The organism is Streptomyces cynarae, from assembly GCF_025642135.1.
GTDB classification, from domain to species: Bacteria; Actinomycetota; Actinomycetes; order Streptomycetales; family Streptomycetaceae; genus Streptomyces; species Streptomyces cynarae.
In genome coordinates this window covers 3,648,778-3,664,976 of sequence record NZ_CP106793.1, presented here as the reverse complement: position 1 = coordinate 3,664,976, position 16,199 = coordinate 3,648,778, and the positions used below count along the sequence as shown (strand labels likewise).

General features: G+C 71.9%; 13 protein-coding genes. 10 read left to right on the top strand and 3 right to left on the bottom strand.

The window, feature by feature from the left end:
- Positions 1-13 precede the first annotated feature (13 nt).
- The 4 genes from hutU (at position 14) to hutI (ending at position 5,458) form a co-directional block, all read left to right on the top strand.
- A complete protein-coding gene (gene hutU / locus N8I84_RS16870; protein ID WP_263230302.1) occupies positions 14-1,678 on the top strand; it encodes a urocanate hydratase in 1,665 nt (554 codons plus the stop codon).
- The gene (locus tag N8I84_RS16865) at positions 1,675-2,892 is read left to right on the top strand and encodes an allantoate amidohydrolase (protein ID WP_263230301.1); all 1,218 of its coding nucleotides are present in this window, start codon (positions 1,675-1,677) and stop codon (positions 2,890-2,892) included. Before hutU ends, N8I84_RS16865 begins: the two co-directional genes overlap by 4 nt.
- Positions 2,883-4,223, top strand: a complete 1,341-nt coding sequence (locus tag N8I84_RS16860) for a formimidoylglutamate deiminase (RefSeq protein WP_390898904.1) — start codon at positions 2,883-2,885, stop codon at positions 4,221-4,223. Before N8I84_RS16865 ends, N8I84_RS16860 begins: the two co-directional genes overlap by 10 nt.
- A 62-nt stretch (positions 4,224-4,285) precedes the next feature.
- Positions 4,286-5,458 carry an imidazolonepropionase gene (gene hutI / locus N8I84_RS16855; RefSeq protein ID WP_263230299.1) on the top strand — a complete coding sequence of 391 codons (1,173 nt, stop codon included), beginning with the start codon at positions 4,286-4,288 and terminating at the stop codon, positions 5,456-5,458.
- A 186-nt stretch (positions 5,459-5,644) separates the two neighbouring features.
- On the opposite strand, the gene N8I84_RS16850 is transcribed toward hutI, so the two are convergent.
- Complete coding sequence (locus N8I84_RS16850; RefSeq protein ID WP_263230298.1) at positions 5,645-7,204, bottom strand: RICIN domain-containing protein; 1,560 nt, start codon at positions 7,202-7,204, stop codon at positions 5,645-5,647.
- Positions 7,205-7,531: 327 nt separating this feature from the next.
- The gene (locus N8I84_RS16845) at positions 7,532-8,464 is read right to left on the bottom strand and encodes an RNA polymerase sigma factor SigF (protein ID WP_263230297.1); all 933 of its coding nucleotides are present in this window, start codon (positions 8,462-8,464) and stop codon (positions 7,532-7,534) included.
- 239 nt (positions 8,465-8,703) lie between these two features.
- On the opposite strand from N8I84_RS16845, the gene N8I84_RS16840 reads away from it, so the two are divergent.
- The 6 genes from N8I84_RS16840 (at position 8,704) to N8I84_RS16815 (ending at position 14,177) form a co-directional block, all read left to right on the top strand.
- Positions 8,704-9,072: an STAS domain-containing protein gene (locus N8I84_RS16840; protein WP_263230296.1), complete on the top strand. Its 369-nt coding sequence runs from the start codon at positions 8,704-8,706 to the stop codon at positions 9,070-9,072.
- Positions 9,073-9,326: 254 nt separating this feature from the next.
- Complete coding sequence (locus tag N8I84_RS16835) at positions 9,327-9,869, top strand: ATP-binding protein (RefSeq protein ID WP_263230295.1); 543 nt, start codon at positions 9,327-9,329, stop codon at positions 9,867-9,869.
- Positions 9,870-10,050: 181 nt separating this feature from the next.
- Positions 10,051-10,749 carry an LPXTG cell wall anchor domain-containing protein gene (locus tag N8I84_RS16830; RefSeq protein WP_263230294.1) on the top strand — a complete coding sequence of 233 codons (699 nt, stop codon included), beginning with the start codon at positions 10,051-10,053 and terminating at the stop codon, positions 10,747-10,749.
- Positions 10,750-10,777: 28 nt separating this feature from the next.
- A complete protein-coding gene (locus tag N8I84_RS16825; RefSeq protein ID WP_263230293.1) occupies positions 10,778-11,689 on the top strand; it encodes a COG1470 family protein in 912 nt (303 codons plus the stop codon).
- Positions 11,686-12,762 (top strand): hypothetical protein, encoded by a 1,077-nt coding sequence (locus N8I84_RS16820; protein WP_263230292.1) that lies wholly within the window; start codon positions 11,686-11,688, stop codon positions 12,760-12,762. Before N8I84_RS16825 ends, N8I84_RS16820 begins: the two co-directional genes overlap by 4 nt.
- Positions 12,763-12,851: 89 nt before the next feature.
- Positions 12,852-14,177: a hypothetical protein gene (locus tag N8I84_RS16815; RefSeq protein WP_263234786.1), complete on the top strand. Its 1,326-nt coding sequence runs from the start codon at positions 12,852-12,854 to the stop codon at positions 14,175-14,177.
- A gap of 70 nt (positions 14,178-14,247) precedes the next feature.
- On the opposite strand, the gene N8I84_RS16810 is transcribed toward N8I84_RS16815, so the two are convergent.
- Entirely contained in the window at positions 14,248-15,744 is a 1,497-nt protein-coding gene (locus tag N8I84_RS16810) for an oligopeptide:H+ symporter (RefSeq protein ID WP_263230291.1), read from the bottom strand.
- Positions 15,745-16,199 lie beyond the last annotated feature (455 nt).

Sequence of the window (16,199 nt, the reverse complement as noted above, 5' to 3'; positions counted from 1 at the left end):
CAGGAGGCAGACCATGTCAGGACCCCGCCCCGTCCGAGCGCCCCGCGGCACCGAACTGAGCGCCCTGGGATGGCAGCAGGAGGCCGCCCTGCGGATGCTGCAGAACAACCTCGACCCCGAGGTCGCCGAGCACCCCGACAAGCTCGTCGTCTACGGCGGCACCGGCAAGGCGGCGCGCGACTGGCGCTCCTTCGACGCGATGGTCCGCACGCTGAAGACGCTCAAGCAGGACGAGACCATGCTCGTCCAGTCCGGCCGCCCCGTCGGCGTCATGCAGACCCACGAGTGGGCGCCGCGCGTCCTCATCGCCAACTCCAACCTCGTCGGCGACTGGGCCAACTGGGAGGAGTTCCGCCGCCTGGAGGCCCTCGGCCTGACGATGTACGGGCAGATGACCGCCGGCTCCTGGATCTACATCGGCACCCAGGGCATCCTGCAGGGCACCTACGAGACGTTCTCCGCCGTCGCCGCCAAGAAGTTCGGCGGGTCGCTGGCCGGGACCATCACCCTGACCGCCGGGCTCGGCGGCATGGGCGGCGCCCAGCCGCTCGCCGTCACCATGAACGACGGCGTCGCGATCTGCATCGACTGCGACCCGCGTGCCATCGAGCGCCGCATCGAGCACCGGTACCTGGACGTGAAGGCCGACTCCCTGGAGCACGCACTCCAGCTGGCCGTCGAGGCGCGCGACGCCCGCCGTCCGCTGTCCATCGGCGTCCTCGGCAACGCCGCCGAGCTGGTCCCGCAGCTCCTCGCCATGGGCGCCCCCATCGACGTCGTCACCGACCAGACCTCGGCCCACGACCCGCTGTCGTACCTGCCGGTCGGCGTCGCCTTCGAGGACATGGCCGCCTACGCCGCCAAGGACCCGGCCGGCTTCACCACCCGCGCGCGCGAGTCGATGGCCCGGCACGTCGAGGCCATGGTCGGCTTCATGGACGCCGGTGCGGAGGTCTTCGACTACGGCAACTCGATCCGCGGCGAGGCGCAGCTCGCGGGCTACGAGCGGGCGTTCGCCTTCCCCGGGTTCGTCCCCGCCTACATCCGGCCGCTGTTCTGTGAGGGCAAGGGCCCCTTCCGCTGGGCGGCGCTGTCGGGCGACCCGGCGGACATCGCGAAGACCGACAAGGCGATCCTCGAGCTCTTCCCCGAGAACGAGTCCCTCGCGCGCTGGATCAAGATGGCCGGTGAGCGGGTCCACTTCCAGGGGCTTCCGGCACGTATCTGCTGGCTCGGGTACGGGGAGCGGGACAAGGCCGGAGAGCGGTTCAACGACATGGTGGCTAGTGGGGAGCTGAGCGCGCCGATCGTCATCGGCCGCGACCACCTCGACTGCGGGTCCGTCGCCTCGCCGTACCGCGAGACGGAGGCGATGCTCGACGGGTCGGACGCGATCGCGGACTGGCCGCTGCTGAACGCCATGGTCAACGTGGCGTCCGGCGCGTCGTGGGTGTCCATCCACCACGGTGGTGGCGTGGGGATGGGCCGGTCCATCCACGCCGGACAGGTGACGGTGGCCGACGGCACCAGGCTCGGCGGCGAGAAGATCCGCCGGGTGCTCACCAACGACCCCGGGATGGGTGTCATCCGGCATGTCGACGCCGGGTACGACATCGCGGAGTCCGTCGCCGAGGATCGGGGCGTTCGGGTTCCGATGCGCGAGGGTGACGACGCGTGACCTTCCACAGCATGTGGGCGGAGTTGCTGCCGGTCGGCCGCGACTCCGCCTCCGGTGGCTACCGCCGCTTCGCCTGGACCGGTGCCGACGCGGAGTGCCGGGCCTGGTTCGAGGAGCAGGCCGAAGCGCGGGGGCTGGTCCACGAAGTCGACCGGAACGGGAACCAGTGGGCGTGGCTCGGCGACCCCGCCGAGGGGGATGCCGTGGTCACCGGGTCCCACCTCGACTCCGTGCCCGACGGCGGGGCCTTCGACGGGCCTCTCGGGGTCGTGTCCGCCTTCGCCGCGCTCGACGAGCTTCGGCGCAGGAACGTCCGGTTCGCCAAGCCCCTCGGCATCGTCAACTTCGGCGACGAGGAAGGCGCCCGGTTCGGGCTGGCCTGCGTCGGGTCGCGGCTCGCCGCCGGGCAGCTCACCCGCGAGCAGGCCCACCGGCTGACCGACGGAGACGGGGTCACCTTGCCGCGGGCCATGGAGGCCGCCGGGTACGACCCCGACGCCATCGGGCCCGATCCCGAGCGGCTCGGCCGTATCGGCGCGTTCGTCGAGCTGCACGTCGAGCAGGGGCGGGCGCTCGACATCGGCGGGGACGCCGTCGGGGTCGCCAGTGCCATCTGGCCGCACGGCCGGTGGCGGTTCGACTTCCGGGGCGAGGCCAACCACGCGGGGACCACGCGGCTCGCCGACCGGCGCGACCCCATGCTGCCGTACGCCGAGACCGTGCTCGCCGCCCGTCGCGAGGCCGAACTCGCCGGTGCCGTCGCCACCTTCGGGAAGATCGCCGTCGAGCCCAACGGGGTCAACGCGATCCCGTCCCTCGTCCGTGGCTGGCTCGACTCCCGTGCCGCCGACCAGGCGAGCCTCGACACCGTGCTCGGCGGCATCCAGAAGGCGGCCCGGGAGTGCGCCGAGGCACACGGTGTCGATCTGGAGGTGGTGCGCGAGTCGTTCACGCCGGTCGTCGAGTTCGACCACGCCCTGCGGGACGAACTGGCCCGCATCCTCGGCCGGGACACCGACCTGACCGTGCCCGTCCTCGGGACCGGGGCGGGACACGATGCCGGGATCCTCTCCGGGAGCATCCCCACCGCCATGCTGTTCGTGCGCAACCCCACGGGCGTGTCGCACTCCCCGGCCGAGTACGCCGCCGAGGACGACTGCCTGGCCGGGGTGGCCGCACTCGCCGACGTACTGGAAGGGCTGGTGTGCAGGTGACACGGACGTACTGGCTGGAGCACGCCTGGCTCGACCCGGCCGTCGAGCCGGGGGTCGCCCTGGAGATGGCCGACGGGCGCATCACCGCGGTCCGCACCGGCGTCGACGCCCCACCGCCCGGCGCCGAGGTCCTGCGCGGGCTGACCCTCCCCGGGCTCGCCAACGCCCACAGCCACGCCTTCCACCGCGCCCTGCGCGGCACCGTCCAGATCGGCTCGGGGACCTTCTGGACCTGGCGGGAGGTCATGTACTCGTTCGCGGACAGACTGACCCCCGACACGTACCACGCGCTCGCCCGCGCCGTGTACGCGGAGATGGCGCTGGCCGGGGTCACCGCCGTCGGCGAGTTCCACTACGTGCACCACGCCCCCGGCGGCACCCCCTACACCGACCCCAATGCCATGGGGGAGGCGCTGATCGCGGCCGCCGCCGAGGCCGGCATCCGTATCACCCTCCTCGACACCGCCTACCTGTCCGCCGGCTTCGGACAGCCGCCCAACACCCACCAGCTCCGCTTCTCCGACGGCACGGCCGAGGCCTGGGCCGAACGCTGTTCAGTTCTCAAGGAACGCGATCACGCACGGATCGGTGCGGCGATCCACTCCGTACGGGCGGTGCCCGCCGAACAGTTGGCGACGGTGGCGCGCTGGGCGCAGGAGCGGCGGGCCCCGCTGCATGTGCACCTGTCCGAGCAGACGGCCGAGAACGACGCCTGCCAGAAGGCACACGGCCGCACCCCGACCCGGCTCCTCGCCGACCACGGCGTCCTCGGGCCGCGCACCACCGGGGTGCACAACACGCACCTCACGGACGAGGACATCCAGCTGATCGGCTCCACCGGCACCGGCACCTGCATGTGCCCCACCACCGAGCGGGACCTCGCCGACGGCATCGGTCCGGCCCCGGCCCTGCAGGCGGCCGGCTCGCCGCTGTCACTCGGCTCCGACAGCCACGCCGTCATCGACCTGTTCGAGGAGGCGCGTGCGATGGAGCTGAACGAGCGGCTGCGCACCCGCACCCGCGGCCACTGGACGGCGGCAGCCCTGCTGCGGGCCGCCTCCGCCGACGGGCACGCCGCGCTCGGCTGGGACGGCGCGGGCGCCCTGGAGCCGGGCGCGCTCGCCGACTTCACGACGATCGCGCTCGACTCGGTCAGGACCGCGGGGCCCCTGCCACGGCTGGGCGCCGAGACGGCCGTATTCGCCGCGACGGCAGCGGATGTGCGCCATACGGTCGTGGGCGGCCGGCACGTCGTCCGCGACGGAGCCCACCTGCTCGTACCGGACGTGCCACGCGCGCTGGCGGACGCCGTCGAAGCCCTGCGCGCCTGACGACCCGAAGCCACACGTCCGCGACGCCGCCCGCCGACGGCCCGGCCACCCACGAGGAACTCATGAGCAGCACCGTCATCAGCAACATCGCCAGCCTGGTCACCAACGACCCCTCCCTCGGTGACAGGTCCCCCCTTGGACTGATCCGGGACGCGGCCCTCGTCATCGACGGCGACCGCGTCTCGTGGACCGGTGAGTCGAGCAAAGCACCCGCCACTGACAATCGGGTCGACGCCGACGGCCGCGCGGTGATCCCGGGCTTCGTGGACTCCCACTCGCACCTGGTCTTCGCGGGCGACCGCACCGAGGAGTTCAACGCCCGCATGTCGGGCCGCGGTTACTCGGCGGGCGGCATCCGCACCACGGTGGCGGCGACCCGGACCGCGACGGACGCGGAACTGGAGACCAACCTCGTCCGCCACCTCACCGAGGCCCTCCGCCAGGGCACCACCACCCTGGAGACCAAGTCCGGTTACGGCCTCACGGTCCACGATGAGGAACGCGCCCTGCGGATCGCCTCCGCGCACACCGACGAGGTCACCTACCTCGGCGCCCACATCGTCTCCCCCGACTACGCCGACGACCCGGCCGCCTACGTGGCCCTGGTCACCGGCGAGATGCTCGACGCCTGCGCGCCGCACGCCCGCTGGATCGACGTCTTCTGCGAGAAGGGCGCCTTCGACGGCGACCAGGCCCGCGCGATCCTCACCGCGGGCCGGGAGAAGGGCCTGCACCCGCGGGTCCACGCCAACCAGCTGTCGTACGGCCCGGGCGTGCAGCTCGCCGTCGAACTCGGCGCGGCCAGCGCCGACCACTGCACGCACCTGACGGACGCCGACGTGGACGCCCTCGCGAACAGCGACACGGTCGCCACCCTGCTGCCGGGCGCCGAGTTCTCCACCCGCGCCGAGTGGCCCGACGCCCGCCGCCTCCTCGACGCGGGCGTCACGGTCGCCCTGTCCACCGACTGCAACCCCGGCTCGTCCTACACGTCCTCCGTGCCGTTCTGCATCGCGCTCGCCGTGCGGGACATGCGGATGACCCCGGACGAGGCGCTCTGGTCGGCCACGGCGGGCGGGGCCCGCGCCCTGCGCCGCACGGACGTCGGCCGCCTCTCCCCGGGCGCCTACGCGGACCTGGCGTTCCTCGACGCCCCGAGCCACGTCCACCTGGCCTACCGCCCGGGCGTGCCCCTGGTCGACGAGGTGTGGCGGCGGGGCCGTAGGGTCGCCTAGGGCCTCTCGTTTGGATCATGCCGGGCTCGCGGGGCCTGGCACCGCGCCTCGACGCGTTGTCGTCGGTTGCCATGGCTCCGCCATGGCGCCCTCCTCCGCCTTGCGATGCACGGCACCAGGCCCCGCTCCCTGATCCGGCCTGATCCAAACGAAGGACCCCAGCGGTCAGGTAGCCGCCATCAGCCGTCAGGCGGCGCCCGCCTTCCAGCGCTGTTCGTCGCCGCCCTGGTCCCACATCAGGAACACCGTGTCGCCGCCGTACGGCGTCACCGCGTGGTCCGGAGCGATCGCCGGGCGGATCACTCCGCGGGAGTCGACCGTGAAGCGCAGGTTCTGCCCGTTGCGGCCGTCGACCGAGGAGCACTCCCAGATGCCGACGCCCCGGTAGGTGGAGCCGCGGCTGTCCAGGCAGAAGGCGGGGTCGGCCTCCGACTGCAGGACATCGCGCGAGGTGTCGACGCGCCAGCGCTGCGTCGGGGACGAGGTGCACGGGGCGGTGATGACGTCCGTGCCGAGGTCCATCACCCCGTCGCGGATGTCCAGGCACAGACCCGAGGCGACGTTCACGACTTGGGCGTACGTGCCGTTCGGCGGGTGCGGAGCGGGGGGCTTCGGCTTCGGGGACGCCGGGTGCGTGGTCGCCGTGCGCGAGGGCCTCGGCGTCGGTCTCGGTGACGTCGTCGCCGGAGTGGGGGAGGGGGACGGGGAGGACGAGGCCGACGGCGTCACCGAGACCGTCGTCGTCACCGTCACGGCGGGCAGCGGCGTCGGCCTGCGGATCTCGCTCGCGGCCCGCGCCGGCTGCGAACCGCCCGAGGCCATCAGGTAGACCAGCAGCGGAGCCAGCGCCACGCCCACGGCCGTCGCCGCCAGCGCGAACCGCCGCGACGGCCACCAGTCGGCGAGCCCGGCCCCGGCGGCCGCGCTCTGCTCCTCCCCGTCGCCCCTCACGTACGCGGCGCCGCCCCACGGCAGCAGCCCCTCCGCCAGTGCCGTACGCGGGGCGTCGCGCAGGTGCGACAGCTCCTCGTACGCGGTGGCGCAGTGCACGCAGTACGCCATGTGGGCGTGCAGATCGGCGCTGTAGCGCGGCTTGTCCGGACGCACGGACTCCTCGATGAGCCGCCGGAAGTCCTGGCAGCGGGGGTTGCCCGAGCCGGCGAGCCGGGTCTTCAGGACCGACTCGCGCAGCGCCTTGAACGCCGGTTCGATGTCGTACGCCACGTCCTGCGGGGACATGCCCAGCAGGACCGCCGTGCGTTCCGGCGGCTCCTGGTCGACGACTCCGTACCAGACCAGCCCCTGCACCCGGACCGGCAGCGCCTGGAACGCCGCCAGCATCGCCGGAGCCACGCCCTCGGGTCCGACCGCGCGCAGATGCGCCGGCAGCCCAGGATCGAGCCGGGCGGCGCGCTCGTCCGTCGCCCAGGACTGTGTCACCCGGCCCGCGAGCAGCAGGAGTTGGTGACGCCAGGGGCCGCGCGGGTCGGCGCCGCGGGCGGTGTCGCGGGCCGCGAGCGCGAACGCCTGCGCGGTCAGCTGCCGGGCCGCCGTCTCGTCGACCGTGCACAGCCGTGCGTAGCCGAGGACGGCGGTGCGATGGCGCATGCGTAGTTCGCGCAGAGCTGGATACGCGGTCGGGGTGTCCGTTCTCAGCAGTTCGGTGAGGCGGGCGTCGGGCACCGTACCGTGCATACCGCCGCCGGCCTCGACGTCGTCCTCGTCGTCCCGCTCCGCCCGGGTCATCCCGCTGCCTCCTCGCAGCCCGCGTGTGCCGGCCGGCACGCCTGGGACCCAGACGTACCGGCCGGTATGGGGTGACCATAGTGAGGGAAGTCACCCTGCGGGAAAAGGGGTTCCCGCGGGTAACCGGGCAACCCGTTGTGAGCAGGTGATGAACGGCCGGGGAACGACCTGTGAGAGGACTGTCGAACGCAAGTCGCCCGGTGCCCGGTCGAGTTCTGGGATTCGGCCGGACACCGGGCGGCTGGTACCACTCGGCAGGTGCCACGTGGCGCGCGTCACTCACCGCGCATCGCGGCAGGCTTCACTCGCTGCCCACCGCAGCGGGGCTCACTCCTCGACGGTGAGGCCCTTCCGCAGGCGTCCCAGGGTGCGGGACAGCAGTCGTGACACGTGCATCTGCGAGATGCCCAGCTCCTCGCCTATCTCCGACTGCGTCATGTTGGCCACGAAGCGCAGCGAGAGGATCTTCCGGTCACGCTGCGGAAGTTCGGCGATCAGCGGCTTCAGGGACTCGACGTACTCGATGCCCTCGAGTCCGTGGTCCTCGTAGCCGATGCGGTCCGCGAGCGCGCCCTCGGAGTCGTCCTCCTCGGGCTGGGCGTCGAGGGAGCTGGCCGTATACGCGTTCGACGCGGCCATGCCCTCGACGACCTCCTCGTTGGAGATGCCGAGGCGCTCGGCCAACTCGGCCACCGTGGGTGCGCGGTCGAGCTTCTGGGCCAGTTCGTCGCCGGCCTTGGCCAGGTCGAGGCGGAGTTCCTGGAGCCGGCGCGGGACACGGACCGACCAGGAGGTGTCGCGGAAGAAGCGCTTGATCTCACCGACGATCGTCGGCATCGCGAAGGTGGGGAACTCGACGCCTCTGCTGAGTTCGAACCGGTCGATGGCCTTGATCAGGCCGATCGTGCCCACCTGGATGATGTCCTCCATCGGCTCGCTGCGCGAGCGGAAGCGGGAGGCGGCGAACTTCACCAGGGCCAGGTTCAGTTCGACGAGCGTGTTGCGCACGTACGAATATTCGTGTGTGCCTTCTTCGAGTGACTCGAGCCTCTCGAAGAGAGTCTTGGAAAGGGCCCGGGCGTCAACCGGTCCCACTTCGTCGTACGGGGGAATCTCCGGTAGGTCGGCGAGGCCGTCGGGCCCGGTCGGGCCTTCGTGGTCGGCCAGGCCGTAGCCGTGGTCCGGTCGTTCCAGGGGGGTTGTCGACGTCGCCCTCTGGGTCTGCGATGCGTCGAGCCGGGGTGACATGATGTCCTCCATCGTTGTCGGCATATGGCCGCCGATGCCCATATGTGCACTGCGGTGTGCGGCGCCCTCCAAAGCCGGCCGTGTTGAATAAGTGTCTCTACTAGGCCTACCCGCTTTCGTTGACCGTTCGCAAGTGCGTACTGTGGCGAAATGTCCGAATTGGTAGGGTTGTTCGGGTGCCGAGAGGCGCACAGAGGGCGTAATGTTCGAGGGCGTCCAGCATCAACCACGACGGTCGGGAGAGAGACGGCATGGACCGCGGGACGGTCGGCAGCGCACAGTCGGGCCGGCTTCTGGTCGAGGTGCGACAAGAAGGCACGAGTGCCGTCGTGACCCCGGCGGGTGAGTTGGATCACCACACCGCCGATCTGCTGCGCGAACCTCTCGAGGACTGCCTCGAGAAGGGGTTCTCGCGCCTGGTCGTCGACTGCTCGAGGCTGGAGTTCTGCGACTCCACCGGGCTCAACGTCCTGCTCTCCGCCCGGCTGAAGGCCGAGTCCGGGGGTGGTGGGGTCCATCTCGTGGGGATGCAGCCGGTGGTGGCCCGGGTCTTCGAGATCACCGGGGCGGACGCCGTCTTCACCGTCCACGACACGCTGGACGCGGCACTGGCCGAGTGACGCCGCCGATGCTTCGCGCCCCGGGTCCCTCCGCGTTATCGGCACGTTACGCGCGTCACAGGTCCCCGGCCGAATCCATGGGTGTTCCAGCGGTCCGGTCGGGCAGGAGACATGCTGACCATGTCGGCGGTGAGGGCGGAAGCCGCAAGAAAAGGGCCTCGAACGCACGGCACGAGCAACAATCGACGGATACCGCGTCGACCCCGTACTGAGTCTTGAATCGTGAACTGGTGAATCGGTGAGGTGAAGCGCTGATGAGCACCACCCGGCCCTACCCGCCGGGCGACCGCGGCCCCGAGCCCAGCGGCGCTTCCGGAACGTCCGCGCAGGGCCCGTCGGGCGAGGGCGCCTCGTCCGGTGCGCCCGGGACGGCGACGTCCTCCTCCGCCCGGCAGGTCCGCAGGATGAGCTTCGCGGGCGAGAGCGGTGTCGTTCCGCTCGCCCGCGACTTCACCCGCCAGGCGCTGTACGCGTGGGGCTGGCTGCCCGCCGCCACCGCCGACCAGCGGGCCGCGGCCGAGGACGTGCTGCTCGTCGTCTCCGAACTGGTCACCAACGCGTGCCTGCACGCCGAGGGTCCCGAAGAGCTGTGGATCGCGTGCGACAACAAGGTGCTGCGCATCGAGGTCTCCGACCGGGGCACCGGACAGCCCGCCCCGCGTACCCCGCACCGCGCCGGACGACCCGGAGGCCACGGGATGTTCATCGTGCAGCGGCTCTGCCTGGACTGGGGCGTCGTCAGGACCCCCGGCGTCGCCGGCAAGACGGTGTGGGCGGAGCTCGGCGCACCCGCGTGACGCGGCTCGGTCGCCTCGTGGGTGGCTGACCTCCGGTTACCCACGGTTCGAACCCTTCTTCGTAGGACACGCCTCGCGCGCCCGATTGCCACGGATCCCGCGCGCACTGTGTCTTCCCTCCCCAAGGCCCCGGGCGTACCTTGACGGCCCGATCTGATGTGCCGTCAGGAATGAGGGGACCGTGTCGTACCACAAACGAAGCGCGGCGCTCGCGTCCGCCGCCGTCCTGGCCGGCTCGGCGGTCCTGACGGCCGCTCACGTGGCCAGGGCCGACGTCGTCGACATCGACTACCAGTGCAGGACGCCGATCGGCGACAAGAGCGCCGTCTCGCCCATCGACATCAAGGGCGTCCGGAGCGGCAGCGTCTACAGGATCACCATGTCCTGGCAGAAGGGCGTCTCCTCCAGCCCGGTCGAACTGGGCAAGGGCGCGATGAACCCGAGCGCCACCATCGTGCTGGGCGGCGCCGACAGCGGCACCCTGACGGTCACGGGCCCGGCCAACCAGGCGGCGATCCCCGCCGACACCCCCATCAAGATCAGCGACCTGAGCGGCACGTACACGCCCGGGAAGACCGGCAAGGTCACCTTCACCGCGGGTGTGCTCACCATCAAGGCGCTCGGTACGACGACCACGTGCACGCCCGCCGGCCACCCGGGCCCGTCCCTGACCCTCGACGTCACCGCGGCCGGCGGCGGCACCTCCGGCTCGGCCCCGAGCGGCTCCGGCGCAAGCGGCTCCGCCTCCGGCGGGCAGCTGCCGCAGACCGGACCCGAGGACTCCGTGGTCGCCCTCGGCACCCTCGGCAGCACCGTCCTGCTCGCCGGCTCGGCCGGGGTGCTGTGGCTGACCCGCCGCAACCAGGCGGTACGCCGCTGAGCCGACCTCCGTACCAGCAGGAGTCCCCATGCCGTACGTCCGCCCCGCCTCCACCCTCGCTCTCGCCGTCGCCTGTGCGAGCCCGCTGGCCGCCGCGCCCGCCGTCGCCGACGCCGGCTGGTCCCTGGGCGGTGCGGGCGGGCGGCCGTACGTGTACGCGGAGGGCGAGCCCGGGACGGTCCTCGAGGACGCCGTTTCGGTGCGCAACCCGGGCGGGCGGCCGCTGACCGTCCGGCTGAGCGGCGCCCACGAGGCTCGGGGGGCACCGGGCGACTCCGGCCCCTGGATCGCCTTCGCCGGCACGACGGGAGGGCACCGGCTCCCGGTGCGCACCGTCTCGGTGACCGTGCCCGCCCGTTCCCGCGCCGACGTGCCGTTCACCGTGGCGGTGCCCGCGGGAGCGGCGCCCGGTGACCACGCGGGCTCGGTCGTGGCGAGCGCGGGCGGCCGCTCCACCGCCGTACGCCTCCGACTCCGCGTCGTCGGACCGACGTTGTCCGCGCTGACCGTGGAGCACATGGCGGTGCACGGCGGACGGATCACCTACGAGCTGGTCAACCGCGGTACGACCGTGCTGACCCCGAGGCTCGCCGTGCGCGCCGACGGTGTCCTCGGCCGGGTCCTGGACCGCCCCGAGCGCACCCTGTCCCTCGACCTGCCGCCCGGCCGCCGGGTCCGGCTCACCGAGCCGTGGCCGCACCACCCGGTGCTCGATGCGGTGCACGTCCAGGTCACGGTCACGGCGGCGGGCGGGGCGCACGCTTCCGGGTCGGCGTCGGCGCGGTTCGTGCCGTGGGGCGCGGTGGCGGGCAGCGGGGCGGGGCTGCTCGCGGCCGCGGTCACCGGTGTCGCCGTACGGCGTCGCAGGCACCGGCCGCCGGACGGACAGACCGGTGAACGGCCGCGTCCGGACCCCGAGTCGACGGGAGCGCTGAGGTGAAGGGGCGTATCTCCGCACTGGTGGCGGTGCTGGCGCCCGTGGCGGTGCTCGCGCTCGTCCTGGCGCCCCTGGCGGCGCCCGCCTGGGGCGCCGGCAAACCGGCCGTCGAGTTGTCCGCGACCCAGGCGGGTACCGGCGGCTCGCTCACCGTGTCCGGCAGCGGCTGGCGGGCGAAGACGCTGCTGATGATCCTCATCTGCGGGCAGGCCACGCCGTCCCGGGGGGTGATCGGCGGCACCAACTCCTGCGCCAACGCGGACGGACGGGCCGTCACGACCGACGCGCGGGGCCATTTCAGCAGGAAGCTGCCGGTGGCCGAGCCGCCCGCGCCGTGCCCCTGCGTGGTGCACGTCGCCACCGTCACCGGGGCCGGGGCCACCGCCGACGCGGCCTTCCAGGTCGCCGGGCATGCCGTCAGGCCGCTGCCCGCCGAGTCCGCCGCCGGGCGGCTTTCGGTGCTGACGGACACCCGTCTCGACGGCTCCAGTGGGCTGCTGACCTGGTTCGGGGCGCCGCCGCAGCGCACACTCGTGTTCACGGTCGGCAACGTCGGCTCGTCGCCGGTGAGGGATCCCGTCTTCCGGGTCGGCACCTCGCACGGCGTGTTCGCGCCGCAGTGGGACGAGCGGCAGTGGCACGGCACGGTCGCGCCCGGCAGGAAGGCGGAGGTCAGGCTGCCGGTGGAGCTCACGGCGGGCGCCCACGGTGACTACACGGTCTCCCTCGAGTACGGCGGCAAGGTCCTCGCCGAGCAGCCGTGGGGTGTCGGCCGGCCCTGGGGCGTGACCGTCTTCTGGGTCCTGGCCTGCCTGGTCGTGCCGACGGCTGTGTTCCGCGTCGGCATGACGGTCGTGGACCGGGTGCGGCCGCGCGGCGCGGCGGTACGCCACCGGGGGCTTCGGCTGCCAGGCGTCGCCCTGCGCCCGCCGAAGCCGCCCGCTCCCGCGAGGACCGGCACCACTTCGGCCCTGCCGTGGTTCACCCCGGACACGGATCCGGGGACCGCGGCGAGCGGCCGGCTCTCCGCACCGCACGAGGACAGTCCGGCGACCCCGACGAAGGGAAACACGTGAGAACGCAACGGAGAGTGTCCAAGGCGGCGGGCGGAAACAGCGCGGCCGGTGACAGTGGGAGAAGGGCGTCCGCGGCAGGTGCGGCCCTGATGCTGTGCGGTGCGGGGCTTCTGCTCGGCGTCGCCGCGGCACCGGCCCAGGCGGCCGAGGTGTCGTACGCCACCGAATGCATCCCGCCCCCGATCTCCGGGCTGCCTCCGGTCGAGGGCACCACGAAGGTGGAGATCACGGCACCGGCCGAGGCCAAGGTCGGCGACGAGGTCACGGTCACCTGGAAGTTCGTGCAGGCCGCTTCCAAGAACCCCGACGTGCTCGACCTGGACAAGGACACCGTCAAGCCGACCGGCACGCTGAAGGCGAGCGGCGCGCAGACCGCCGGCATCGCCATGGCGGGGCCGCGGTCGAACCCGCCGATCCCCAAGAACAGCGACATGAAGCTGTCCGACATGACGGGCACCCTGAAGCTGACGTCGGCGGGCGAGGTGACGCTGACCCCGGACGCCTACACCATCAACGTCAACAAGCCGATCTCCACGGACACCAAGTGCACCCCGAAGGAGAGGGTTGGACCGGCGGCGGCCATCAAGGTGACCGGCGGGAGCGGGGGAGTGGGCGGTACGACGGGCGGGCTGCCGACGGTGGTGCCGACGACACTCCTCCCGACCAACCCGCCGACGGGCCTGCCGACCGCGTCCTCCACCGCGACGTCCCCGACGGCCACCTCCTCCGCGTCGACGTCCCCGACCGCGAGCGCGAGTGCGACCGGCGGCGACGGCGGCGGGCAGACGGACTTCACGGGCAAGGAGGTCCAGGTCCCGTACGCCTGCAAAACGCCCATCGGCGACAAGAGCGCCACGTCGCCGGTGCAGATCAACGCCAAGAAGGACGGCGGGAACTTCGATCTCACCGTGCGGTTCAAGAAGTCGGTGATGAACAGCCCGGTGGACATCCCGAAGGGCTCGGTGAAACCGTCGATGGAGGTCGTGGTGGGCGGCGCGGACAAGGGCACGGTCCATGTCGAGGGCCCGGCGAACACGCAGGACGTCAAGTCGGGTGATCCGATCGAGATCCCGGACCTGACGGGAACGTACAAACCGGGCGCGAGCGGGGAGTCGACGCTGTCGCCGGGCGTGCTGACCATCAAGGCCCTCGGCACGACCACGACGTGCACACCGACGAAGACGGAGGTGTCGCTGACGCTCGGCACCGCCCAGCAGCCGGGCGGGACGTCCGGAGGCACGTCGTCGGGCGGTACGACGGGCGGCGGTACGACGGCCGGGGGTACGACAGGCGGCGGCCTGGCCCAGACGGGCACGGACGACCACGGAACCCTCAAGGCCCTCGGCCTGGTGGCGGGCACGGCGATCCTGCTGGGCGGCGCGGTCTTCGCGTTCCTGCCCCGCCGCGTCCGCTGACCCCGGAGAACGGCGGAGGGCCGCCGCATCCACGTGGGTGCGGCGGCCCTCCGAGAGCCCGGGAGCGACGTCAGTGCACGTCGCCCATGAGCTCCTTGACCTTGCTGCGGTACATCCACACCGCCAGACCGGCGAGCACGGCGAGCGCGGCCTGCAGGGCCACGATGCCCGTCTTGTTCAGGTCGACGCCCGCGATGGACAGCAGACCGGTCGTGGCGTCACCGGCGGTGACGGCCAGGAACCAGACACCCATCATCTGGGAGGCGTACTTCGCCGGCGCCATCTTCGTGGTGACCGACAGACCCACCGGCGACAGCGTCAGCTCACCGATCGTCTGCACGAAGTAGATCGCCACCAGCCACATCGCGGCCGCCTTGTGACCGCCGTCGGCGATCCCCAGCGGGGCGAGGAAGAGGAAGAAGGACGCGCCGATCAGGACCAGGCCCATCGCGAACTTCACCGCGGTGCTCGGCTCCTTGCCGCGCCGGGCCAGCGCCAGCCACGCCCAGGCGAAGACCGGGGCCAGCGCCATGATCATGACCGGGTTGACCGACTGGTACCAGGAGACCGGGAAGTTCCAGCCGAAGATCGTGTTCTTCGCCGAGGAGTCGGCGAACAGCGACACCGTCGAGCCGCCCTGGTCGTAGATCATCCAGAATACGGCCGCGGCGACGAAGAACCAGATGTACGCCGTCATCTTCGACTGCTCGGTGCGGTCCAGCTCCTTGTCCCGCTTGATGCGGGCGATGACCAGGACCGGGATGATCAGGCCGGCGAGGGTGATCGGGACCAGCAGCCAGTTCAGCGTGTAGACGCCGGAGAAACCGACGATCGCGTAGAAGACGACCGCGACGCCCGCCCACAGGGCGGCCTTGGTCAGGGTGGCCTTCTTCTGCTCGGCCGTCAGCGGGGTCGGGACGACCTGCGAGTGGGAGCTGAGGTGACGGCCCCCGAGCAGGAACTGGCCGAGGCCGAGCGCCATGCCGAGCGCGGCGAGCGCGAAGCCCAGGTGCCAGTTGACGTTCTGGCCGACGGTGCCGATGACCAGCGGCGCGGCGAAGGCGCCGAGGTTGATGCCGATGTAGAAGAGGGTGAAGCCACCGTCGCGGCGCGGGTCGTCCGGGCCCTCGTAGAGGTGGCCGACCATCGTGGAGATGTTCGCCTTCAGCAGGCCCGAGCCGATCGCGACGAGGCCGAGACCGGCGAAGAAGGTACCGGCGGTGGGCAGGGCCAGCGTGAGGTGGCCCAGCATGATGACGAAGCCCGCCACGGCGACCGTCTTGCGCGGACCGAGGACCCGGTCGGCGAACCAGCCGCCCGGCAGGGCGAGCAGGTATACGAGCGACAGGTACACCGAGTAGATCGCGGTAGCGGTGGCCGCGCTCATGTGCAGGCCGCCCGGTGCCACCAGGTACAGCGGGAGGAGGGCCTTCATGCCGTAGTAGGAGAACCTCTCCCACATCTCGGTCATGAAGAGGGTGGCCAGTCCGCGGGGGTGGCCGAAGAAGGTCTTCTCGGACCCGGGGGTGCCCGGGCGGACCGAGTCCTTCGTCAGGCTGGACGCCATGGTCGTTCCTTGCTGGTCGGGACGCGCTGGCACGAGCGTCACGCGCCCGTGGGGGGACGGCCGGCACCGGCGGGATCGGACGTCCGCCCCACGCCCACGGGGTGTCCGCCCCGGATCACGGAGCGGTGGACGACGACCACCGGGATCCACGCCTCTACGCGCGTTGAGCGCTCAAGGCCCGGCCACAGGTCATTCCTTCAAGGCTGGGAGGAGGCCAGCCCGCACACAAAAGAGACCTTCAGCGTCGAGCTACCGCCAAAGGTCCCTGCTGGTGCTACAGGCGTTCTCCTCACCATACGGCACGGCACAGCCGGATATGGAAGGACTTGAGACACGGATCACAGGTAGTTACGGAACTATGGTCACCCATTCGAAGGTCTACGCCCAAATGGCCCCCAAGAGGTGCAGGCGTGACCACGCAGCGTCACGGACGGCGGCGCCACCGCATCGTCCCA